Genomic DNA, 21551 nt, shown 5'->3' with positions numbered 1-21551 from the left:
GCACTATATTTAAGGCATGAGCAGACTATTCACCATAAATCCACGAAAAACCGATTTACTCTTAAACTCTGTCCAGGGACAATCAGACAGAGATCTTGTCAGACTGCTTGGCGCACATCCTGCCGAGGGATACTGTAATTTCGGATTCTATCTTCCGGATGCGGTTGAGGCTGAACTGATTCTGTTCCGCTGTATTGATACAATCGACTTCACGCAGCCGACGCAGACTGCCCGCTTTCACAAGGAGAGTCTGCCACTGCAGATTACCGACGGCTATGGCTGGCTTGCTGTCGATGGCATAAGGGCAGGCAGCACAACTGTGGCTGGAGATTTCTACCTGGTCCGCAGCCGGAAAAAAATCAGCGAGCCCTTCTTCCTGGTCAGGGATCCACTTGCTCATTCGGTACCATTCGGGGCCTCCGGGCCGGCAGAGGTCTACAGGCTGGACTGGCCTGAACGCAAAGATCGTACATATCTACAGGAGCGTATTCAGTCTGCTTCCCGACTCAATGAATCCTCTCCCCCACGGCTGAGCGGCCCATCATCAATCCTGCAGATTCACGTCCCGACAGCAACCAGGGAAGGCAGCCTGGCTGCACTCAGCCGACTGTACAGGGAGATTGCAGCAAAAATTGAACAGGGTCTGGAACTGCAGTCCTGGGAGCAGTCATTTGTCGGCTATGACGCTGTCCAGCTCATGCCTATAGAACCGATTATCGAGTATGAAGGCGGAAAGGGATTCTGGCAGGAGCACGACTCTAACAGTGACAGCAATACAGATGCTGACCGCAGCGTCAACACAGTTACAGTTACTGTAGATCTGAAACGACCGGACATGAGCAACTGGGGCTACGACATTATGACCCTGGGATCGCCGGCTGTTAATCCCTGCCTGCTTGAAAGCGGCCGGCCGGATGAACTGCTGGATTTCATAGAAACCATGCATGGTTTCCCCGGAGGCGGTATACAGGTCATTCTGGATATCGTCTACGGCCATGCCGACAATCAGAGCCAGGCCTTGCTGCAGCCGGAATTCATTGCCGGCCCCGGTATGTACGGCCAGGTGCTGGATTACCGGAATCCAGCGGTACGTCAGATTCTGCTTGAAATGCAGCGTCGCAAATCCTGCTTCGGCATTGATGGCTTGCGCGTTGATGGAGCCCAGGATTTCAAGTATTTCGATCCCGAACAGAACCGCCTGATTCATGATGATGAATACCTCCATGAAATGAATGATCAGTGTCTGGAAGTTGCCGGCCTGGAATACCTTCCATGGATGATTTTTGAGGACGGCCGGCCCTGGCCCGCCGATGACTGGGAACTGAGCTCCAGCTATATGGAAGTGACACGGCAGATGCCGAACGTCTACCAGTGGGGTCCTCTCACCTTTGCCCACAATACTCCATTTGTATATACCTTCTGGGCCCAGAAGTGGTGGCGCGTGCGGGAAATATTCACCCAGGGTCAGAACTGGATTACCGGCTGTGCGAATCACGATACCCTGAGGCGTGGGACACAGGTCGACCCGGAAGAGCGGGTAAACTCCAGACTGGGAGAAGATTACCGGGAGATTTTCCGCAAGGGCTATGACAATCCGGCTGCACAGCTGCTGGCCTATACGGTAATGCCTGGAGTACCGATGGACTTCATACAATCCAATCTGAGGACACCATGGAGCTTCATCCGGAACACCGACAAAAAATGGGCGGTGAAGGTGGTTTCCGAGGAAAGCCGCTTCCTGACATGGGCAGTGGATGAAGCCCTCTATAACCATGATGATTTTTTCGTCCGCCTGAAGGGATTCGGCTTCAGCCGTCTTGAGCAGTTACGGGCCTTTTCACGCCAGCTGGATATTGCAATGAAAGCTGCGGATTACCACACCGAGACAGCAGCACGGATCCTGGATGCAGCGTTGCCGAATTCCCCTCTCTCACCCCACGGTGACAGCGGCCTGGAGTCCTTTTCAAGGGCCTGGATGGATGATCTGCATGAATACTGCAATATAAGTCACTGGCTTACATGGACTGATTCCGAGCAGGCAGCATTTCATTACAGCCTGCGCTCATACCGGAGAAGCAATCCGGCCATGGCAGCAAACATCAATCCAGAAACCGATACTGTCTTCTACCTGGAGCCTTGTGACGGTGCAGTAGTATACGCTGCACTGCGGAAAAATCCGAAGGACAATAGCTATGTTCTGTTCCTGGCAAATATGGAGGGCCGTGAAAAGAAAATAAATCTTGCAGATGTGCTCAACCGGGCAGTTGAACTTGGCTGTCCGCTAAAACCAGAACAAAGATATCCACAAAACTGGATAGTTCAGTTAAAAACGCCGAAGCTATATATGGATCAAAACAGAATGACAGAGATCAGTCTTGGCGACAGTCAGGGCTGTGTGCTTGGAGAACAGCCTGCCAAGGCTATCTAAGCGGAAGGAAGTAAAACAGGAATGGCAGAATCATCAGCTATTCTGGGCGATGTCGTCCAGAGGGAAAATATCTCGCTTAATCCGAAAGAACAGGAGGTCATGTCTCTCATTCTCAGGAAATTCGTCTGCAATCATCTCGGCAATATTTTTCAGGAAGTCAGGCCGGAGATCGCTATAACGGTAAAGAAAGCCAGATCCTTACAGGAACTGAAACCCCTTTTCCCCCTGCTCCACCGGGCAATACGGGAAAACTGGATTACTGACAGCAGTTTTTTCGACATAGGCTGGCAGGATTTCATCGAGCTGTCGAAAAAAACATATCTCCAGCTGAACCCCAGGACCCGGATCAGCCAGATTCGACCTGGATTTCTGGTCAAGAATATAACCAAGGCAAATTTTTACGGAATGATGCTGACCATGGATTACTGCACCATGAGCATCCACAGCGAGGGTTTCGAAAGGATTTATCCTTTTGCTCTCAAATATTTCACACTCAGCTTTGAACGCAACCCCGATGAGGTGCTCAAGGAATTCCGCTTCTTTAATCAGAACATGGTCACAGAAGTCTTTCTCGGCCTTATGAACAGAATCGGGTCGGCGGCAAAAGACCCGGCACTAACCCTGCTGCGTGAATTCAACAGGCTTGAACTCGGTGTTAAAACTCCAGACCAGCTTAAGTCAACTTTTGAATACATCAAAAAACTGTTCTATGTCAGCATGATACATAACTATGCGATCATAAAAACCGGCAGAAAAACCAGTGTCGGTTATGTGAATGACAGACATGAGCTTCTGTCATGGGATGATCCAGGTGTTCAGCAGGGTTTCAGACAGATCAGCACTGAAGAGAGCTGGACGCTGGATAAGCCATCTACCCAAATGGCAATGCAGGTAAATCAGAGCAGAATGCAGGCCGGAGAATCAAACCCTTCCCTGCTGCCGAATTTCATACGCGCAGTTCTGGAATCGGTACGCTCCGAGGCATTGCTCACAGGTAATAGTTCACCGCTAAAAAGCCGCAAAGTCAAACAAGGCATGGATCGGGAACTGCAGCCTAAAAAGTACTACTCGGCCGTGATTGAATTCCTGCAGGAAAATCAGTCAATGATAAAACAAATTCTGACAAAATACGGGGACAATACATAATGAATCTAGAAAAACGTTACGAACAGATCTTGAGTAATTTTGAAAGCCTGGAACATCGTGTGCGGGAACAGCAGAACATCGGAAGCTTCGAGTTTGCATTTATTCTGACATCGATCCTGATCATGATCCCCTACGAGTTGGTCACCGATGCCAGGTCAATGCTTGTTCTCGGCAGTTTGAACCTTCTTTTTGATCTTGTTTTTGTCTTGCTGTTGTTGCGCTTCATTTCCTGGAAACGCCAGGGCAAGCTGAATCTGTTTACTGTTATTACCGATTCTCTGGCCGCATTGCCCGGTATACTGGCGATTGTATTTCTGGGGGTCTCTCTCATGCTCCCCCAGGAATTTATTCTCGGTGATTTCCTGGCTGCCGGTGGACTCTCCCTTGCGGTAATCCGCTCTGCCAAGCTGCTACGTGCACTCAGGCTTTCCCGGCTGTTCCGGCTGCTGCGGAATATCAAGATGCTGCGTTACATTGCTCTCAAATCCGACTCACCTTCCTGCGAAAGCACCGTGGGCTGGCTGGGATTCTTTGTCCTTTCAATCCTGATTCTGATCAACGTAGGGACCACCGTGTGGGGTCCGCTGGCATTCCTGCAGGACAGCAGTGACCTTGCCCGTGAGCAGTTCATACAGGAACTTGAAACGACAGCTCCTGCAGATATTCTGGGTGCTATGCAGCTCAGCCGTGAACACGGGCTGGCCGAAAGCATAATATATCTTGAACGGGACGGCCGGCGGACATATGGCACGGAGTATCAGAATCTGGACCGGAGCGATGCTGAAGCGGAAATTTCCAGGCGGTATAACGGATTGAACAGCTACCTGATCAGTGCCGGTGGCTGGCAGATCCGGATACGGAACTCTGTTCTTTTCAGAGCCCAGCGAATGCATAACTTCCTCTGGATTACCGGCATAATCCTCTCGATCACCCTCTTTTCACTGCTTGCAACCAGTTTTATCGGCCGAACCTACACCGATTATCTTAATGATTACCGGAAGGCGATACTGGATTCATACAAGGGAATCGAGAGTCTGTTTGAGATTGATCCCGAGCAGATCAGCCGCGATGACCGTGACTCATTTGCCTATGCGATCGGACTCTACACGAAAGATTTTCTGGAAATGGTCCGTACCTACCATGCCCTCAATGACAGTCTGGAAGAAAAGGAACAGGAAATAGCAGACCTGAACGATGCCATTCAGGGCCTGGAGAAAGATCTTGAACCCCTGGATGCAGATCTGCAGGCCTGCCGGGAACTGATACAGAAACTCTGCCGGAAAAACCCGGGCCTCGCAGATAAAATCTCGAAGAGAACGGTATTCCAGACCTTCAGTTTGAGTTGATCACCGGCAGATGATACACGTAGAGCCGATTTTCAACGTCGTGAACCAGGTAGATACGCTGTCGGCGGTAGTCGACAGCAATGCCTTCGAATTTAATCCGGTCGAGCTGGTATCCCCGCAGTGGCCGGTATTCCGAATCTACCACTACTATTTTTGCTGACTCATCACTGAGTATCCATAATTCATCTCTCTCGGGATCATACCAGAGACCCGAGAGATCTATCATTCTGAACGGAGGAAGAAAATTGATCTCTTCCGTATGCAGAATATTCCCCTCTGTATCAACTTCCATAATGACTCTGGGCAGCATCTCGTTGGCCAGGAACAGAATATTCCGACCCGGATGAAAGGCAATGCCCTCAAGACCCGTATTAAGCTCGGCCATCGAGATATCGATGCTGTGACGCTCCAGCTCCTCCCCGCGACGGTCTACCCTCACTATCTCCCTGAGTCGCTCCTCAGCCAGCCACAGGCTTCCATCAGAGGGGTCCTGAGTGATTCCCTCGAGATCATGTCCTTCATATATGAGTTCACTGATTATTTCACCGCTGAAGCTGATTGCATAGACCGCACCTCCCCTGGTATCGCTCACGGTCCAGAGAAATGCTCCGGACCGGTCAAGGGTCAAACCGGAGGGATCAACTATATCCAGATCATAGACAGCAATGAGGTCCAGACGCGGAAGCCGGTATGTTTGTGCCGTCGCCTTGTCGGGAAAAAATCCAGAGAATCCCTGGAAGAGAAATACAGAGATCAGAATTATCAGGTAACGCGCTCGCCATGGAAATTTCATCAGTGCAATCATACCAGTTCCAGGACAGCTTGTCTTTCACAGCAAAATACAGGAGATTAAAGGTATATGGAAGACATAGACATTCAAATCCGGATTGCAACAATCGATGATCTTGCTCCGGTTTTTCATCTCGGTGAACGCCTGTTTACGTCCAGAGAATATTCAAACCTGTATCGCACCTGGGATGAATACGAAGTGACCGGCCAGTTCAATCTTGAACCGAACAATTTTTTCGTGGCTGAAGCCGAGAACCGAATCGTCGGCTTTGCAATAGGATCAGTAATAGAAAAAGCTCGCTCTGCCTGGACCTACGGACATCTGGTATGGATGGGTGTGGATCCGGACATTTCCCGTCAGGGAATAGCAACACTGCTCTTTGAAACCTTCGTGGAAGCGATGCGGGAGCAGGGAGTCCGGATGCTGCTTGTAGATACACAAGCCAACAACAACCCCGCCCTGGCATTTTTCAAACGGCAGGGATTTTCGAACCCGATAGAACATGTCTATCTCACCCTTAATCTTGCACAAGGAAGGGCAAATGATTAGTTCACACAATGGAATCCAGGAAGCGCGTCTGTACCGAAGCTTTGCAGCCATGATCAATACCTACAGCCCTTCAGGGAAAGAGGAAGAGCTGACTGCATCCCTGTACCGTGAGCTCCGGCACGAACTGTCGGAGACTGACTGCAGGGTTGAGCTGCAGACGGTAGAGGGGACCCGCAATAACATACTCGTATATCGGGGCGACAGCGATCAGAGTGATTTTGAAACACTGCTGCTGGGACATATAGATACGGTTCCGGCCTTTGACCTTGCAGAGTTCGAACTGAGTGAACACGATGGATTGCTCTATGGTCTCGGCACTGCCGACATGAAGAGCGGCTGTGCGGCACTGGTTGAAGCATTCATTTCGGCAGCTGTCGACGACCATCTCCCGGAAAGCTGCATGCTGGCCCTTGTGGTAGGTGAGGAGGAAAATGGGGACGGCACCCTGGCCCTCCTGGACTCATTCAGTTTCAACGAGGCTATTGTTGCCGAACCCAGCAGTCTCAAGCCCTGCCTGACACACTACGGATATCTCGAAATGCTTCTGCAGACCAGGGGCAACCGCCGTCATGCTGCTTTTTCCGGGCCGGAACAGCATTCTGTACGCAACATGTTGAAGCTCTTGCTGAAAATCGAGGAATTTACTGTTCCTACCGAAGGTAAAAAGAGCCCTGCCATTAATCTGAATATTCGTGACCTGCACAGTTCAGAGTCAGGTTTTGCAGTGCCGGACACCTGCACTGCTGCGATAGATCTGCATATAGCGCCTGAACGCGACGTTCCCGACTACCTTGAGCAACTGGAGGAGTTCACAAGGAGGAGTTTCAGGGAAATTGCGGACAAGGCCGGGGGCAGCGTGGACATTTCCTTCCCTACCGTCAGTTCAGGCTACCGCTTACCGGCAGATACTCCCCTTGCAGATTCTCTGCATGCAGCCATGAACGATTGTGCCCTCGACTGGCTTCCTTCCTCGTTCACCAGTCACTCTGATGCAAATCTACTTGACGAATCCGGCTGCCAGGCTATTGTAATCGGACCCGGGGATTTATCCAGAGCACATAGCCGCGACGAAGCTGTCTCCTTCGACCAGGTGCTAAGTGCAGCAAAACTCTACTACTGTCTCCTGAAAAGACTGGGAAGTGCTTGAGAATGAATGGCAGAGGCCGCGGTCTGTTAGAGTTGACCAGCCCGCCGCAGTCTGCTATTTTTTTTAGCCTATGAAGAAATTCCTGATTTTTATGCTTCTGATTATTTCGCTCACCGTACTTATTGGCGGTGGGCTCACCGGCTATGCTGCATGGAGTCTCCTCGGCAGTCCAGATCGATTCCAGGAGGACTCGGTTATCAGCATTGCCGCAGGTCAGGGCACAAGATCCATAACAAATATGCTCGCCGAAGAAGGCCTCATACGGAATGCACGCAGCGCAGAACTATATGCACGTTTTACCGGGCTGCATACCGGCCTGCAGGCTGGACGATACATTCTCGAGCCGGGAACATCTGCAATAGAAATTCTGCAGAAAATTCATTCAGGGGATGCTGTTTTTGAGCATATCCGGGTTACGATTCCCGAAGGATGGATGATAAACGAGATCGATGCATATCTGGCACAGATCGGTATCTGGGAAAGCGGAGATTTCATTGAAGCTGCACTCACACATATTCCTGATCCGGCAAGACATCCATTGACTGCTGGCATTCCCGCCGGAGTTTCACTTGAGGGATACCTGCATCCAAACACATATTTTATACTGGCAGAAACCAGCCCGCGGGAACTGATTATCCGTATGCTTGATGAACTACACCGTCAGCTGCCTGATGATATGGAACAGCGAGCAGCAAGCCGTAACATGAGCGTACATGAGGTTCTGACCCTTGCATCAATTGTCCAGAAAGAAAGTCCCAGGCAGGATATGCCGGAGATTGCCGGCGTATTTACAAACCGGCTTGCCATCAGAATGCGGCTGCAGTCAGATGCAACGGTGAACTATGTATTGGGAACCAGGAATCTGCAGCCGACATTTGCGGATACTGCAGTCCAGCATCCTTACAATACCTACAGAATTCCAGGTCTGCCGCCAGGACCGATCAACAATCCGGGGACCGAAGCTATTCTTGCAACTCTGGATCCGGCAGAACACGACTATCTGTTTTTTCTGCATAAACCGAGTATGGAATCAGTTTTTACCAGGACCTTTGGCGAGCATCTGGCAGCAAAAGCGCGGTACCTGGACTGATTCAGGCGAATGAGGTGAGCAGGCCACCGGTCTCGGTTAAGCCGTAACTGTTCCCGTAACCGACCTGATCCAGCTGAGCTGCTGCTGCTCTGATCTGACGCTCATAGTTCTCGATCATCATATCAACGGTTTCTTCACTTCTGGGAGCTTCATTGCGATGCTGTGGTATTTCATCACCACCGCGCAGGCGTTTCAGTCTATCGATCATTACATCGAGCATTCTCAACTTATACAGCGGATACCCTTCTCCCTCCTGTCTGGAAGGCACTCCCTGAATATTGCGAAAGCGCATATACATGTTCGAGGAAACAGGCAGGCTGACTCTGTTCGTTGAAGATTGTGCGCGCATGAGGGTCGACAGCTGAACCGTCGGATTCACTTTCGCTGTGTGAGAAAAATAGTCTGTATAAGAAACAGTTTGAGCTTCCACTATTTAATATTCGGTAAGATAGCGGAAGCGGTTAAGAAAAATTTACAAAGAGCTGTACTCTATCGTGTTCTTCTCTCTATTTCGTTCTGATATTCAATGCAGTATAAAGCATAAGGTATAGCTTCAAGGCGTTCCTTGGGTATCGGTTTACCGGTTCCAAGACAAATACCGTAATGATTATTCTTGATACGCGACAAGGCGGCTTCAATCAAGCGGAGACGCTTCACTTCCTGACTGCCTAAAGTACTCAGCATTCGCTTATCTATATCAGTACTTGCTATATCTGCAATGTCCTTGCCCTCGCCGGATCGGATGATATCATCGAAATCCTTATTTTCAGAAGCGAGATTATCAAGGATCTCACCTTTCATCTGAACGAGTTTGTCATGCATTCGTGCTGTAAATTCTTTGTCCATACAGTACACCCCGACCAAAAATGATTTTGCAACCATGACGAAAAGCAGATAAAATGTCAACATCTTGACACTGACCTCTGCATTATTTAAGGTAGATCATCACTCTATTCAATTTTAGGAGGCCATGTGGCGAAAGAAGAAGCCATTGAAGTAGACGGAATAGTAAAAGAATCACTTCCGAACACCATGTTCAGGGTCGAATTAAAGAACGGTCACGTTATTCTTACACATCTTTCCGGAAAAATGAGGAAGCACTACATTCGAATTGTACCCGGAGACAAGGTAAAAGTTGCACTCTCCCCATATGATTTAACCAGAGGCAGAATTATCTACAGGGAACGCTGACGAATCATTACCCAAATCGCTCCTGTTCCACCTTCAGAGGATTTGGGGATCCCCATCTCACCAGCAATTGTATGTTTCTCAAGAAATGAGCGGATCTCACGGCGCAAGGTGCCATCACTATCAGAGTGTGTGCCCTTGCCGTGAATGATCAGAACCTTGCGCAGACCTCTCTCGCGTGCACTGAACAGGAATCCGTCAACTGCAATCTCTGCCTGTTCTACAGTCATCCCATGCAGATCAAGACTATCTTCAACCGGAAGCCTTCTGGCACCGATCCGGTGAGTCTGATTTTCTTCAACAGTTTCAGGTTTCTCCATAAGAGCTGTTCCGCCGTATTCATTTTCCCAGTCATCAAGAATTTTACCGAAGTCAATGGACATATGCATCCCTCCCGATGTAATGTGCTTTGTATAATAATACAGTTCAGGTGATAAAAAGTTACAACTCTCGAAGTACAGATTCCTCGATCCATCCCCGGAGTCCGGGACCGGTTTCAACCAGAAAGAAGTCCTCGGACTGACCAAGCAGATGTACAGCAGTCCCCGGAGGCAGCTTCATCCATGACTGCCCGCTCGGAACAGGTATCCTGAATAATCCCGCCGGTTCATCACCGATCACAAGCGCACTGCGGTACGAGTAGCGCTGGAAGAGCTGAAAATCAGCTATGCTGAAGCCGATTGCACAGATGGCAAAGAAGAGAAAAAGCACCGCAATTCCTCCAAGCTTCCGCACCTTATAAAACAACCACAGACCGGACATAAGAAGCAGAGAGAAAAGGGTAACAACCATAAGGCTTCCGCCTGCCAGCGGTGACGGCAGGGAGGCTTGATTATCCAGATTCTGATCCTGCTCTACCCATCGCAGGGCATCATGGAACATTGTCTCCTGCGGCCGCAGAAGAATAGACTTCCTGAATGCATAGACCGCTTCCACCGGACTTCCTGCTCTATATGCAGCAATGCCGGCATTATACCAGAGACCGGGAATCCCGGGATGTGCAGCAAGATCAAGCTGATACTGTTCATAAGCCAGGCCAAACTCGCCGCTATGTACAAGCGCTTCAGTCTCCGGGAAATCTAGCATCGCATCAAAGGTCTGAATACCGGGAAAGGATAAGCCTGCAATCAGAACAATAAAGATAATCCTGCCTGATCTATGACTGAGCAGATATCTTGCAGCAAGTCCAAACAAAGCAGGCAGAAGCCAGAACAACATGCTTCTGCGCTCTGTGCTGCTGCCGGGCTGAAGCAGTGACACAGCTTCTGATGATAAAATGGCAAAGGATCTGCCGTCTTCAACCTCGGTTTCTCCCAGCGGTACCGACCTTACCAATATCTCTCGCGTCTGGGCAGCTGCAGATCGAAGTCTGTTCTCAACTGGATCATACCAACTGAAAGCAGGAACCCTCAGCATAAAGCGGCCGGAGTCCCTGGTATTGTAACGGAAAACCCTTGTTCTCGCTCCAGTGAACCCCGAGGAATCCGGGGCGACGCGTTCGCGATCCTCGGTTCCGATTTGCAGCAGGTTTTCAATTTCCGGTTCGGGAAACTGTACGTATGGAATATTGCCTGAACCCTCCAGGCGAAGAGTCAGCTCGAAAATTTCCCCCTGCAGTACCTCTAAAGAGGAATAATGAATGGAAAAAAGGTATTCTCCGATTGCGAGACTCGACTGCACCGCTTGAGGTGCCTGTGCAACCTCGAAAGTCAGACTCTCTGCACGCACGGTACTACCATTTACCTCCAGCTGAGCCGCAGGAATAACATACTCACCGGCAGACATTGGTGTTGCAAGAAATGACTGCACCGGTACGGTATGGAGAGTCCCGGTACTGTACTCGGTGCTGCGGATTCCCCCTGTACTTCCAAGTTCACGGAAATCTCCCCAATCCGGGACAGGAAAAACAATAGAGCCCGGGAATGCCCGAGGATCATCCGAGCGCAGACGCAGGCTGACGACTATACTCTGCCCGGCCACAGGCGATTGGGTGTTTATTTCCCAGAATGCTTCCATCGGGGCAGCTGAACCCCTGGACGGGTGAACCTGTATAAGGATGGCCCCGGAAGACAATTCGCGTCCCGAGGCTGAAACTCTCAGAGCCGGGAGCTCAAAGAAACCGCTGCGCAATGCCCGAAGCCGAACTACTACACGGGAATCATTTGAATTGCTGTTACTGTATTCTGCATAAGATTCGATAAGCTGCAGCCCGGAGGGCATCCGCAGGTTTTCAATCAGAACCTGATCCGGAGAAATCTGGGGAACAGCCATTGTGATCTGGAAAATTTCTCCTTCTACAATCCTCTGGGAAGACACCTGTACCGGTGTCTGCTGCTGTGCAGAAACAACAATTACAAGAGAAAGAGCAAAAATTACGGTGAAAAAAGCCTGCTTCACCAGTCGGTAACTGCTTCTGCAGAAAAATTGTTCCTTTCCCATGCCTGCTCCTCTCTTCTCCGTACAAATTCAAGTACACGTCGATCCCCAGCCTGAAGTGAGGGAAGATTGTTGTCCTCGCTTGTCTCTGCAGGGCTTCTGAGCGCTGCAGCATTGATCATCCGTTCGTAGGACAATTCCAGATTCAGTTTTGCGGCCACCGATCCTGGCTGAAGCCGAACAGCGTCACGGAATGCCGTGTAGCTTTCCTGATACCTTCCGGTCTCGTACATCAGCACTCCACGATTAAAGAAGACACTATACTGGACCAGCGTGCTGTCACTTCCGAGAGCCTGCTCCCAGGCATCCAGGGCAGCAACCGACTCGCCCAGTGCGTAATATACATTGCCAAGATTATAATGAATAATATCCAGAAACTCACCATACTGCAGGGCATCCAGATAGGATACCGTGGCGGCATGAAAATCCCCGCGTCCAACAGCATAATTGCCCTGAAATACCGAAAGATGAGGCTCAGTAAAACTGCAGCCAGTCAGCAGCAGAATAGATACAAGGCCAAATGCCGCATGTTTTTTGTAATATGCCAGAATTCCTGTTTTCATGCTACAGAATCCCCTTCCATCGTATTACCCGCACCAGTTCTCCGGCCAGGAAAAAGAACAGTGCAAATGCCAGCAATGATCGGTATTTAGGAACCGCTGCCAGCCTGAAGCCACTGCTGCCATCGGCCTTGTCTTCAAGAAACTCTATCATATTCCCGATTGCTCCCGGCTCGTCAGCAAATATATGCCTGCCTCCAGTGACAGATGCAATATCCTGCATAAGACCGGGATTAGCCCTGGTAATTACAACCTGATCCCGATTATCCCGGAGGGGCGTACCAGCCGAATCACCCGGAATTGTGGATCCCTCTGTGGTCCCCAGAGTCAAGGCAAGTACAGGGATTCCGCGTTCGGCATATTCCCGTGCTGGCGGAAGAACCGACCGACCGTGGTTCTCACCGTCTGACAGCAAAACAAGCACCTGATGTCTGGACGAACCTTGACTGAAAACAGGTAAAAGTTCCGACAAGGCTCTATCTATGTGAGTCCATGGTGCAGTAATGCTATCGGGATGCAGAATGTGCTCAAGAGAATCAAAAGCATAACGGTTTTCGGTCAGAGGAATGAACAAGGAGGATTCGCCTTTGAATCCATAGACGGCATAACGCGCATCAGGAACAGCGGTGATCAGGCCCCTCATTAATTCTATACCACGCTGCTGCCGGGATGGGCTTATATCTCTTGCCTGCATACTTGTTGAAACATCAACCAGGAAAACAACATCGAGACCGGTACGGGTATCCTCAATCGGACGCTCTCCCCAGCTGACTCCTGTCAGGGAAAAAAGAAGAAGAAACAGGCCCGCCAGGAAAAACAGGCTGGAAAAAAACCATTTGACGTAATAGACCGTAGCCATCCGCTCGGGTACAGTTCCACCCATAAGCTGAGCTATACTTTTCCTGCTCTGGAAATACCCCCTGATCTGTATGGCGGCTACCGGCAGAAGTATGAGAAGATACCACAGATTCTGCGGATGTTGCAGCGTCATAAAACCTCCCGCAGAAGCAGCTTTCGAATAATGAAGTCACAGATCAGGCAGAACAGGGCTATATAGAGAATCATAAGGTACAGGCTTTCCATTTCAACAGACACCCGGGTTCTTCGCTCAACTACTTCGAGGTTGTTTATTTCGTCAAGCACCGAATTCAGCAGCCCTTGACTTCCTGCAGTATATACACGGCCATCTGCAATTTCCGCGAGCTCATTCAGCAGGTCGATATCATAGGCGTCAGCCAGTATACCGCGGAATCTGGTACCGGTTTCAGGGTACACAAATTCAATCGGAGCAGGATCGGGGTTACCGATACCAATAACATACAGGGAAATACCGGAGTTCCTGATCACGCTGGCCGCTTGCTGAGGGCTGACCTCACCGGCATTATTTGCTCCATCAGTCAGCATTATGATCACCTGATGTTCAGCACTGCTGTGCTGAAGGTGTAATGCAGCAACAGATAGACCCAGTCCGATAGCAGTGCCGTCACCATGATCAAGGATCTGAAGTGAATCAATTGTCTCCAGAACTGAATCATGATCGACTGTTGGGGTCAATCTGAGAGCTGCATCGCGTCCGAATGCTGCAATGCCGATTGAATCGTTCTCTCTGGCAGCCACAAAGCGCTTCAGCAGATCACGCGTGCTCTCCAGGCGGTTCACTGCACCGAAGTCCTGTATCGCCATACTCGGGCTGACATCGACAACCAGCATAATATCTATGCCTCGGTTCAGATACACGCGGCGCCGGTCTGCCAGACCGGGTCCGGCAAGTCCGATTATCAGAATTGCAATACCGGTCCAGAAAAAAGCATGCGATATAAACAGTATAAACCTGAGCCGCAGCGGGGTTCTGGGTGCAACACCTCCCCAGATTCTGAGGGCATAGGGAATCCGTCCACCGCGTCCAGGGTACATATGGCGCAGATAGATTCCGCTCGGTATCAGCAGGAGGAGCAGCAGGAATAATGGAGCCTCAAGAATTAACATGTCGCTTCACCTGTCCGGGTATTTCCGGTTCCTTCTGTTCGATTACGGCGGTTGATTCGATTACCGAAAGCAGATGCTCGCGTCTGATCTCAATGTCTGCTGCTTGTCCGGCGAATTTCACTTTATCTCCATAATGAAATACTTCCATCAGCTTTCTGGTAGATTCACTATCATCCGAAATCCGCCCGAGTATTCGTTCTATTTCGAATGTAGTCGCGGCAATACAATCCATTCCGGTTTTACCGCTGAAGTAATTGCGAAGTACGGTATGCAGTTCAATGTAGAACTCACGCGGGTTCATAAGCTTCAGGTTTCTGGACAGCTTGATCAGGCTTTTTCGCAGTCTCCTGTATGGCCTCTTGACGGTAAATCGATGATACAGACCTGCATACCAGCCTGGTCCGAAATGCATAAAAAGAAGCCACACTGCCGGCACAAAGACAACGAATGCAGAAATCAGCCATAATGCCAGGCTTGTACCGGGAACCGGAAGCTGAGCCCGTGTCTCCTGAAGTTCTGACCCATATTGCGGCTGCAATGAACGAACCAGTATCTCCCTGCCTCGCAACGACTCTGCGCCCAGATGAATGGCAGGAAGGCTGATGGTCCCGGGTACATAAGCAGAAAAACTGAGACGGATTTCTGCAGTATTACGACCTTCATGCGGCCTGACATCCACGGAATAGAATTCGATTAACTGACTTTCCGGCAGATTATCGGGAGCACGGAGCTGATCTGCATACTCGCTTCTGACCACCAGCAGATACTCAACCCGGTCACCAATAAAAAACTGGGGAGGGGAAAATGCTGATTCGACAACCTCAAGGGACCAGAGTGGATTCACAATCAAAATCAGAAAAAAAACAACAGGGAGTCTCGTATACCGGGGTTTCATCAGGCACGCCTCCTGCGGCGGAAAAACTGCATCAGTTTTGCTGCCGGATCATCTGAAGTTCGAACCTCAAGCAGTGATACGCCCCGCCGTCTGCAGTTCGAACGCCACATATGCCAATGAGACTGCCAGTATTCTCTATGCACGCGACGCGAAGACCGAATGCTGCCGGAAACTGGCTGGGTAACCCCAGTCTCCTGATCAACAAGGTACATGAGTCCCCTGGGAATTTCACCATCGCTGTGTTCATCTATCAGTCTGCAGGCTATCACATCATGTTTATGACTCAGTAAGGCCAGATCTCTCCAGTATCCATCAGTCTTGAAGTCAGATAAAATCACACAGATACCGCGATGAGGCAGTGTTTCAGCAGCGGTCTTGAGGGCAAGCGACAGATTAGTCCCCTTCCCCGAAGGCTCCAGCCTCAAGCCATCCTGCAGCAGACGCAGGGCATGCTTCTTTCCCTTCGCTGGCCTGACAAATGCTTCGAGTCCATCAGAGAAGAAAATAGCTCCGAGCTGATCGTTGTTCTTGGCTGCAGCAAAGGTCAGCAGGGCTGTCAGCATGGACTGCAGATGGCGAATCTCACGGGATTCCTCACCGGAAAGCAGTGAAGCTGACAGATCCACGATCAGAAACAATGTCAGTTCACGCTCCTCACGGAAGGTCTTGGTAAACGGGGCTCCGAGGCGTCCGGTAACATTCCAGTCTATCAAGCGCGCATCATCTCCATAGACATAATCACGGACTTCATCAAACTCGATACCAAGCCCCTTGAATACCGAGCGGTAGTTCCCGGAAAGCAGATCCTCTACCAGACGCTCGGAGTACAGTTGGAGTCGTTTAATCTGTGAGTGTATTTTCTGGAGTCCTCGATCATCCATATGCGTCAGGGAACCGGTACAGCAGACAACAGATTGCTGATTACTTCATCTACATGCAATTCTTCGGATTCTGCCTCGTATGAAAGCACCAGACGATGCCTGAGCACACTGTGTGCCACTGATTTAACATCCTCTGGTACAACAAATGAACGGCCGTTCATGAGAGCGTGAATTCTGCTGCACTTAAGCAGTGCCAGGGCTCCGCGTGGAGATGATCCAAACTCTATGTACCGGGCCATACCATGTACAGTCCTGCGGGTTTCGCGGGTTTTCCTGACGATAGTTACCATGTATTCCTGTATGCGTTCATCAACAGATATACTGTTAGCAAGATCCCGCAGGCGCTTGATGTCCTGCTTGAACAATACCCGCTTCACCTCAACCGGTGTTTCTTTGCCAACCAGTGAGAGTATGCCCATTTCTTCTTCAAATGAGGGATACTCTACCGAAAGCTTGAGCAGAAATCGGTCCAGCTGTGCCTCGGGAAGCGGATAGGTTCCCTCATGCTCAATCGGATTCTGTGTAGCAAGCACAAAGAAAGGATCCGGCAGAGGATATGTATTGTCTCCGATCGTCACCTGTCCTTCCTGCATTGATTCAAGCAGCGCAGACTGCACCTTGGCCGGAGCCCGGTTTATTTCGTCTGCCAGAACAACATTTGTGAAGACCGGTCCTTTTCGAGGCAGAAACTCTCCGGTCTGCTGCCGGTATACCATTGTACCTACGAGGTCAGCCGGCAGAAGATCCGGCGTAAACTGAATACGTTTGAAGCCGGCATCCACTACATCAGCAAATGTTCGGACCGTGAGAGTCTTCGCCAGACCGGGAACCCCCTCCAGCAGCACATGACCGCCGCCGATTATTCCCATAAGCAAGCCATCTATCATTGAGTGCTGACCGATTATCTGCCGGCCGATCTCATCCTTGCATCGCTTGAGCAACTCGCCAGCACGGTTGATCTGGGCATCTATTTGTACATTTTCCTGAACAGTTTCATTTGCCACATTTACCCCCGGAATCCTTATTAGTTTTTCCTGAGTACCGCTGCCGGCACTCAGGTTCGGTAATCTGCATTTTCAGTTACGTATTCATGGGACAGATCTGCACCGTAGACGGTGTCACTCGCTGCACCCATGCCAAGATCAATCACTATCCTAACGCAGTCGTCGTTTTGTGGAAAGCCGGTAAGCCTTGGATTCATTGCGGCATGCGCCAGCCTGTCCGCCAGCTGCTTTTCGACTGACAGAGACAGACGGAAAGCCCCATCCGTAAACACAGTCAGACCCTCAACCTCAATTTTCACCTTCCGAGGATCAATCTCTATGGAATTATTACCACAGTAATCTCCGAGTGCAGCGACAATACGGCCGACATTCGGATCATTCCCGTACACAGCAGTCTTGACCAATGGTGAGTTCACGATGGCCTTGCCGCAGCCTCTGGCTTCCTCTGCACTGCGCGCGCCTCTGACCTCTACCTGTATAACATGACTGACCCCTTCCCCGTTACGCACAATATCCTGCGCCAGCTCAGAACAGAGTTCAGTCAGCATGCCTGTGAATCGTTCGGCATTAATCTTCCCGCCCATGCCGGAACTGAAGAGCAGGGCCATGTCCGAAGTACTCTGGTCTGAATCAACCGAGATCCGGTTGAAACTGAGTTCGGCGGCCGAACTCATGGCTGACTGTACATCCTCCCGGCTTACCTGTAGATCGGTAAAGAGAAAGACCAGCATGGTTGCCATATTGGGCTCAATCATTCCAGCGCCCTTCACAATACCGAGAATACTGCCTTCCTCACTATGTACGGATCGGAGTTTGGGATAGGTGTCGGTGGTCATGATCGCCTGGGCTACCTCCAGCGGGTCTGCCGGGTTCTCAAGCATGCCCGGCAAGGCCTGCTGCATTTCGGAAAGAGGCAGACTCCATCCAATAATCCCCGTAGAAACACAGAAATAGTCACGGGCCGGGAATCCTGTAAGCCCGGACAGGCTTTCCTGCAGACTGCGTATGTCGCTCAAACCTGTGGGTGAACATACATTCGAAATACGGTTATTGATGAGTACACCAGCTACTGATTGTTGTTTGAGCATCTCTCTGCCCACGATCACAGGCGCACCAGGAAACTGATTACGTGTAAATACCCCTGCGAATGATGTAACAGCCTTGTCGGCCTGTACCAGGGCAAGGTTCATACGGTAGGGTTCAAGTCCAGGCCGTTCACTCGGGACAAAGGTTATTGTACTGGTGTATCCCTGAAATCCGCGAGGCCATTTTCCACGCTGACGCAGCTCATCCAGATAGGATTGTATTGAGGCACTATGCATGGACAAGTTATATCATCAATTCCAGCGAATGTGAAACATTTCCGGTGTAATCAGATTGAAATAATAGCGGCGATCCGGTCTCTCCTCAAGGCTGTAATCCAGTCCTACCGGCAAATCCCCTGAAAAGCTGATTGGCGATTGCGGGTAGTCAAAGGCTGAGTAGAAGCTGTCATCATACAGTCCAATGACCAGCTCCCTGGTACTGGCGAAAACGGCAGCATCCGGACCTCCAGGCTGAGCAAGCGGTATTGTAAATCTGTAAACCAGGGTCCGGCCATCAAGCTCGGCATGAAAATCCTTTACCTGGCTAATCGGTATTTCCTGGCCGTCTGCGAGAATATGAATGAAGTAATTATAATGTTCCAGATTGATGAATGCACCCTTGCGAATAGACTCTACCTGTTCTGCATTAAATGGACCGGTTCCGCTCCCTGCAAAATCCAGGGCTATCATCCGGCTGAAAAACTGATCGAAAGCCCAGCGGACGTGCACAGCTTCCGGTCCCCTGGCAGAAAACTCAACCCTGGCGGTGGCCTCAATGAAAATATGCGGATGAGCAGCAGCACTTGCCGGGAGTATAAGAGCGAACAGGACAATTACAGATGCACAGCGGAATCTATTGTTCATACTATTCAAAATACAGGACAAAGCCCTTTTGAACAAGAACAGTCCATGTGATATACTCACATCATGAAACAAACAGTTTTTTTACTGCTGTCCGCAGCTGCTTTTCTCCTGCTGGGCTGCCAGACGGTACCTTCTGACATTCCGGAAGACCTGACTCCTATGGAATATTTTCAGCTGGGACAGGAAGAATTCGAGCGCAACAACCTGCTTGGATCACTGGCGTACTACGAAACCTTTATAGAGCGCTATCCCTCTGATTATGCAAACAGGGTTGTAGCGGAATACTGGGTTGCAAACATCAATCGGAAACAGGGCAATACGGATAAAGCTCTTGAACTGTTTCGGGATCTTCTGACTAAAGAAGATGAGCTGCGCGGACGGGTTCCTGAATGGCCGTTTGTTCTCAGCCGTGATTTCGTAGAAGAACTGCAACCCGAATAAAAGTCAGTCTTTGCCTCAGTACGGAGCGACAAGGATGGGCTGTATAGTGACACCCAGTTCCGCTGCCTTGGTAAACACCATTTCCGCATCCACACGCCCTCGAGGCCGCGGATGCGGCGGGGCATCGCCAATCAGCACAATAAGGCGGTCCTCGGCTGTCCAGGCATAATTGCTCAGCCCGGCATAGAGGCCTTCATAGACGGCCTCAGGAATGTCCCGTCCCCCTCTGGCAACGGCTCGATTAACATAATTCTGAATGTCCGACATATTCTTTGTGAACGGGAATATCCTGGTGAGGTATTCCTCCATATAATCACGGAAGAAGACAACCCCTATTTCCCGGCTCTGTTCACCATCCATTTTCTTTTCCAGCATAGAGACCAGATTTCCCTGAAGTTCAGGCATGTAGGGGAACATGCTCTGTGTTGTATCCAGAACAATTACCAGCTGCAGAGATACCCCAGTCGAATTCTCCAGAACCGCTTCTATCGCTGGAACGAGATCCTCCGGTAGCTCAACAGCTCGCAGTTCGGTTCCTGACTCCTCAGCAATTTCCCGAAAGCTCTCTACTGCCTGGGGAATAAATGGTCCATCTTCCAGTGGGGCTGTTGTCTGCTCTTCCAGTGACTGCTGTATAAAACGAAGCACAAATGGATTATCCTGAAAAGCTCCTGTATAATCAGCATAGGGAAGCTCGAAGGTACGCAGGTTAATATAGCTACCGTCACGAAGCTCAAGCTCGCCCTGCCGCCCCCATGGATAGCCATAGACGGTTACATAAGGAATAAAAATCCTGAAAGCCTGACCAAATTCAGGGTCCTCACGAAGCGTGCTGCTGACCAGACTTTGACCCCGTGTTTCCTCAAGAACCTCCCCATCCAGCAGTCGAATTTCACCTGCATTTGCCGGATGATTCCCCGGATCCCTGAGGGCATAGCTGGCAGCTTCACGATCAGGGTCTTCTGTAGATTCCACTACCAGTATTGATTGAACTCCTTCTATCGCACGGATATACAGATAGAAGCCTCCATCGGGACTGTCCTCAAGGCGGATATCCTGAGGGCGAAGTTCCATTGAAAGCAGAGGCGTTGCTCCGGCTGCAATGAGCAGAACAATCAACAGAGAAAAAAACAGAAATATTCTTTTAGCCGTCATGACATTATTATCGGAATTCAGAGGAAGATGCTGAGCTTTTTGCCGGATTACTGCGGATCACCGGATTACTGCTGATTAAAAGGCAAACGGGCCGGGAAAGGATCAAACATATATTCAGGATTCGATTCGAGCATCCGCATGCCGGAAGCCAGCAGCTGAAGAAACTCACAATGATTGTCGGTTTGCAGGGGGAATCCGGCTATGACAGCCATATCTGTAACAAGAACCAGATAATCTACACCGAATCGGACAGCCCTGCGGTAGCTTCCCGAGCTACAGTTGAATACTTCCCAGCTGCCCTGACGATCAATAATGCGCTGCACGGCGACCGGATCGGCAAAATAGACATATATGCTTTCACCTGCCGCTCCACGATACATGCCCCACAGATAATCACTGAGATCAAGGGAAGACAGGGGCAGTCCGCGGTCGGCAACCAGGCCTCTCTCAAGGACATATGGCGGCCCGGGACTGGGAGTAGATTCACCTGCTGTCCCGATCACCGGGACGAGCAGTATGAGCAGCAGACACAAGGCAGACAGCGGACCATGCTTTATCAT

23 protein-coding genes are annotated in these 21551 nt (G+C 50.2%); 8 read left to right on the top strand and 15 right to left on the bottom strand.

What is annotated here, in order from left to right; genetic code table 11:
* Positions 1 to 16: 16 nt before the first annotated feature.
* Genes gghA through ACYQ2L_RS01725 form a run of 3 tightly spaced genes read left to right on the top strand, consistent with a single transcriptional unit; the run spans position 17 to position 4920 of the window.
* Positions 17 to 2428, top strand: coding sequence for a glucosylglycerol hydrolase (gghA, locus tag ACYQ2L_RS01735; RefSeq protein ID WP_460050391.1), 2412 nt, complete (start codon positions 17 to 19; stop codon positions 2426 to 2428).
* 21 nt (positions 2429 to 2449) lie between these two features.
* Positions 2450 to 3574 carry a hypothetical protein gene (locus tag ACYQ2L_RS01730; protein WP_460050389.1) on the top strand — a complete coding sequence of 375 codons (1125 nt, stop codon included), beginning with the start codon at positions 2450 to 2452 and terminating at the stop codon, positions 3572 to 3574.
* A complete protein-coding gene (locus tag ACYQ2L_RS01725) occupies positions 3574 to 4920 on the top strand; it encodes a tropomyosin (protein ID WP_460050387.1) in 1347 nt (448 codons plus the stop codon). Before ACYQ2L_RS01730 ends, ACYQ2L_RS01725 begins: the two co-directional genes overlap by 1 nt.
* On the opposite strand, the gene ACYQ2L_RS01720 is transcribed toward ACYQ2L_RS01725, so the two are convergent.
* Entirely contained in the window at positions 4907 to 5713 is an 807-nt protein-coding gene (locus ACYQ2L_RS01720) for an SdiA-regulated domain-containing protein (protein WP_460050385.1), read from the bottom strand. The genes ACYQ2L_RS01725 and ACYQ2L_RS01720 overlap by 14 nt on opposite strands.
* Positions 5714 to 5779: 66 nt before the next feature.
* Here ACYQ2L_RS01720 and ACYQ2L_RS01715 point away from each other — a divergent pair, with 66 nt between their 5' ends.
* From ACYQ2L_RS01715 to mltG, 3 genes are all read left to right on the top strand, one after another.
* Positions 5780 to 6259, top strand: coding sequence for a GNAT family N-acetyltransferase (locus tag ACYQ2L_RS01715; RefSeq protein WP_460050383.1), 480 nt, complete (start codon positions 5780 to 5782; stop codon positions 6257 to 6259).
* The gene (locus ACYQ2L_RS01710) at positions 6252 to 7406 is read left to right on the top strand and encodes a M20 family metallopeptidase (RefSeq protein WP_460050381.1); all 1155 of its coding nucleotides are present in this window, start codon (positions 6252 to 6254) and stop codon (positions 7404 to 7406) included. The genes ACYQ2L_RS01715 and ACYQ2L_RS01710 overlap by 8 nt, the downstream gene beginning before the upstream one ends.
* A gap of 70 nt (positions 7407 to 7476) precedes the next feature.
* The gene (mltG, locus tag ACYQ2L_RS01705; RefSeq protein ID WP_460050379.1) at positions 7477 to 8496 is read left to right on the top strand and encodes an endolytic transglycosylase MltG; all 1020 of its coding nucleotides are present in this window, start codon (positions 7477 to 7479) and stop codon (positions 8494 to 8496) included.
* A 1-nt stretch (position 8497) separates the two neighbouring features.
* Here the strand turns inward: mltG and ACYQ2L_RS01700 are convergent, their stop codons facing one another.
* Both ACYQ2L_RS01700 and ACYQ2L_RS01695 read right to left on the bottom strand, forming a co-directional pair.
* The gene (locus ACYQ2L_RS01700; protein WP_460050377.1) at positions 8498 to 8875 is read right to left on the bottom strand and encodes a hypothetical protein; all 378 of its coding nucleotides are present in this window, start codon (positions 8873 to 8875) and stop codon (positions 8498 to 8500) included.
* A 110-nt stretch (positions 8876 to 8985) separates the two neighbouring features.
* Positions 8986 to 9342: a TraR/DksA family transcriptional regulator gene (locus ACYQ2L_RS01695; RefSeq protein WP_460050375.1), complete on the bottom strand. Its 357-nt coding sequence runs from the start codon at positions 9340 to 9342 to the stop codon at positions 8986 to 8988.
* A 126-nt stretch (positions 9343 to 9468) separates the two neighbouring features.
* Here ACYQ2L_RS01695 and infA point away from each other — a divergent pair, with 126 nt between their 5' ends.
* Entirely contained in the window at positions 9469 to 9687 is a 219-nt protein-coding gene (gene infA / locus ACYQ2L_RS01690; protein WP_460050373.1) for a translation initiation factor IF-1, read from the top strand.
* Here infA and ACYQ2L_RS01685 read toward each other — a convergent pair.
* The 10 genes from ACYQ2L_RS01685 to ACYQ2L_RS01640 are packed head-to-tail and all read right to left on the bottom strand — an operon-like array spanning position 9672 to position 19395.
* A complete protein-coding gene (locus tag ACYQ2L_RS01685; RefSeq protein ID WP_460050371.1) occupies positions 9672 to 10067 on the bottom strand; it encodes a Smr/MutS family protein in 396 nt (131 codons plus the stop codon). The genes infA and ACYQ2L_RS01685 overlap by 16 nt on opposite strands.
* A 58-nt stretch (positions 10068 to 10125) precedes the next feature.
* Positions 10126 to 12123: a hypothetical protein gene (locus tag ACYQ2L_RS01680; RefSeq protein ID WP_460050369.1), complete on the bottom strand. Its 1998-nt coding sequence runs from the start codon at positions 12121 to 12123 to the stop codon at positions 10126 to 10128.
* Positions 12078 to 12683 (bottom strand): tetratricopeptide repeat protein, encoded by a 606-nt coding sequence (locus ACYQ2L_RS01675; protein WP_460050367.1) that lies wholly within the window; start codon positions 12681 to 12683, stop codon positions 12078 to 12080. The genes ACYQ2L_RS01680 and ACYQ2L_RS01675 overlap by 46 nt, the downstream gene beginning before the upstream one ends.
* Position 12684: 1 nt before the next feature.
* Entirely contained in the window at positions 12685 to 13671 is a 987-nt protein-coding gene (locus tag ACYQ2L_RS01670; RefSeq protein ID WP_460050365.1) for a vWA domain-containing protein, read from the bottom strand.
* Positions 13668 to 14666 carry a VWA domain-containing protein gene (locus tag ACYQ2L_RS01665; protein ID WP_460050363.1) on the bottom strand — a complete coding sequence of 333 codons (999 nt, stop codon included), beginning with the start codon at positions 14664 to 14666 and terminating at the stop codon, positions 13668 to 13670. Before ACYQ2L_RS01665 ends, ACYQ2L_RS01670 begins: the two co-directional genes overlap by 4 nt.
* Positions 14653 to 15561 carry a hypothetical protein gene (locus ACYQ2L_RS01660; RefSeq protein WP_460050361.1) on the bottom strand — a complete coding sequence of 303 codons (909 nt, stop codon included), beginning with the start codon at positions 15559 to 15561 and terminating at the stop codon, positions 14653 to 14655. Before ACYQ2L_RS01660 ends, ACYQ2L_RS01665 begins: the two co-directional genes overlap by 14 nt.
* Positions 15561 to 16442 carry a DUF58 domain-containing protein gene (locus ACYQ2L_RS01655; RefSeq protein WP_460050359.1) on the bottom strand — a complete coding sequence of 294 codons (882 nt, stop codon included), beginning with the start codon at positions 16440 to 16442 and terminating at the stop codon, positions 15561 to 15563. Before ACYQ2L_RS01655 ends, ACYQ2L_RS01660 begins: the two co-directional genes overlap by 1 nt.
* Positions 16443 to 16447: 5 nt before the next feature.
* Entirely contained in the window at positions 16448 to 17446 is a 999-nt protein-coding gene (locus ACYQ2L_RS01650; RefSeq protein WP_460050357.1) for an AAA family ATPase, read from the bottom strand.
* A gap of 50 nt (positions 17447 to 17496) precedes the next feature.
* On the bottom strand, positions 17497 to 18768 hold the full coding sequence (gene argJ / locus ACYQ2L_RS01645) for a bifunctional glutamate N-acetyltransferase/amino-acid acetyltransferase ArgJ (protein ID WP_460050355.1): 1272 nt from the start codon (positions 18766 to 18768) through the stop codon (positions 17497 to 17499).
* Between the two features lie 15 nt (positions 18769 to 18783).
* Positions 18784 to 19395, bottom strand: coding sequence for a DUF1007 family protein (locus tag ACYQ2L_RS01640; protein WP_460050353.1), 612 nt, complete (start codon positions 19393 to 19395; stop codon positions 18784 to 18786).
* A gap of 63 nt (positions 19396 to 19458) precedes the next feature.
* Between ACYQ2L_RS01640 and ACYQ2L_RS01635 the strand changes: the two genes are divergently transcribed.
* Positions 19459 to 19836, top strand: a complete 378-nt coding sequence (locus ACYQ2L_RS01635) for a tetratricopeptide repeat protein (RefSeq protein ID WP_460050351.1) — start codon at positions 19459 to 19461, stop codon at positions 19834 to 19836.
* Between the two features lie 15 nt (positions 19837 to 19851).
* Here ACYQ2L_RS01635 and ACYQ2L_RS01630 read toward each other — a convergent pair whose 3' ends face one another.
* Together ACYQ2L_RS01630 and ACYQ2L_RS01625 are read right to left on the bottom strand one after the other, a co-directional pair.
* Positions 19852 to 20991 (bottom strand): vWA domain-containing protein, encoded by a 1140-nt coding sequence (locus ACYQ2L_RS01630; RefSeq protein ID WP_460050349.1) that lies wholly within the window; start codon positions 20989 to 20991, stop codon positions 19852 to 19854.
* 65 nt (positions 20992 to 21056) lie between these two features.
* Positions 21057 to 21551: a hypothetical protein gene (locus ACYQ2L_RS01625; protein WP_460050347.1), complete on the bottom strand. Its 495-nt coding sequence runs from the start codon at positions 21549 to 21551 to the stop codon at positions 21057 to 21059.

The organism is Spirochaeta dissipatitropha (genome assembly GCF_054657935.1).
Note: the sequence above shows the minus strand (reverse complement) of the source record. Positions and strands in the feature narration are given on the sequence as shown.

What these genes read in the sequence shown, in the direction of transcription:
- gghA (WP_460050391.1), top strand. Translation starts at nt 17, where the DNA reads ATGAGCAGACTATTCACCATAAATCCACGAAAAACCGATTTACTCTTA.
- ACYQ2L_RS01730 (WP_460050389.1), top strand. Translation starts at nt 2,450, where the DNA reads ATGGCAGAATCATCAGCTATTCTGGGCGATGTCGTCCAGAGGGAAAAT.
- ACYQ2L_RS01725 (WP_460050387.1), top strand. Translation starts at nt 3,574, where the DNA reads ATGAATCTAGAAAAACGTTACGAACAGATCTTGAGTAATTTTGAAAGC.
- ACYQ2L_RS01720 (WP_460050385.1), bottom strand. Translation starts at nt 5,713, where the DNA reads ATGAAATTTCCATGGCGAGCGCGTTACCTGATAATTCTGATCTCTGTA.
- ACYQ2L_RS01715 (WP_460050383.1), top strand. Translation starts at nt 5,780, where the DNA reads ATGGAAGACATAGACATTCAAATCCGGATTGCAACAATCGATGATCTT.
- ACYQ2L_RS01710 (WP_460050381.1), top strand. Translation starts at nt 6,252, where the DNA reads ATGATTAGTTCACACAATGGAATCCAGGAAGCGCGTCTGTACCGAAGC.
- mltG (WP_460050379.1), top strand. Translation starts at nt 7,477, where the DNA reads ATGAAGAAATTCCTGATTTTTATGCTTCTGATTATTTCGCTCACCGTA.
- ACYQ2L_RS01695 (WP_460050375.1), bottom strand. Translation starts at nt 9,342, where the DNA reads ATGGACAAAGAATTTACAGCACGAATGCATGACAAACTCGTTCAGATG.
- ACYQ2L_RS01685 (WP_460050371.1), bottom strand. Translation starts at nt 10,067, where the DNA reads ATGTCCATTGACTTCGGTAAAATTCTTGATGACTGGGAAAATGAATAC.
- ACYQ2L_RS01680 (WP_460050369.1), bottom strand. Translation starts at nt 12,123, where the DNA reads ATGGGAAAGGAACAATTTTTCTGCAGAAGCAGTTACCGACTGGTGAAG.
- ACYQ2L_RS01675 (WP_460050367.1), bottom strand. Translation starts at nt 12,683, where the DNA reads ATGAAAACAGGAATTCTGGCATATTACAAAAAACATGCGGCATTTGGC.
- ACYQ2L_RS01670 (WP_460050365.1), bottom strand. Translation starts at nt 13,671, where the DNA reads ATGACGCTGCAACATCCGCAGAATCTGTGGTATCTTCTCATACTTCTG.
- ACYQ2L_RS01665 (WP_460050363.1), bottom strand. Translation starts at nt 14,666, where the DNA reads ATGTTAATTCTTGAGGCTCCATTATTCCTGCTGCTCCTCCTGCTGATA.
- ACYQ2L_RS01660 (WP_460050361.1), bottom strand. Translation starts at nt 15,561, where the DNA reads ATGAAACCCCGGTATACGAGACTCCCTGTTGTTTTTTTTCTGATTTTG.
- ACYQ2L_RS01655 (WP_460050359.1), bottom strand. Translation starts at nt 16,442, where the DNA reads ATGGATGATCGAGGACTCCAGAAAATACACTCACAGATTAAACGACTC.
- argJ (WP_460050355.1), bottom strand. Translation starts at nt 18,768, where the DNA reads ATGCATAGTGCCTCAATACAATCCTATCTGGATGAGCTGCGTCAGCGT.
- ACYQ2L_RS01640 (WP_460050353.1), bottom strand. Translation starts at nt 19,395, where the DNA reads ATGAACAATAGATTCCGCTGTGCATCTGTAATTGTCCTGTTCGCTCTT.
- ACYQ2L_RS01635 (WP_460050351.1), top strand. Translation starts at nt 19,459, where the DNA reads ATGAAACAAACAGTTTTTTTACTGCTGTCCGCAGCTGCTTTTCTCCTG.
- ACYQ2L_RS01630 (WP_460050349.1), bottom strand. Translation starts at nt 20,991, where the DNA reads ATGACGGCTAAAAGAATATTTCTGTTTTTTTCTCTGTTGATTGTTCTG.
- ACYQ2L_RS01625 (WP_460050347.1), bottom strand. Translation starts at nt 21,551, where the DNA reads ATGATAAAGCATGGTCCGCTGTCTGCCTTGTGTCTGCTGCTCATACTG.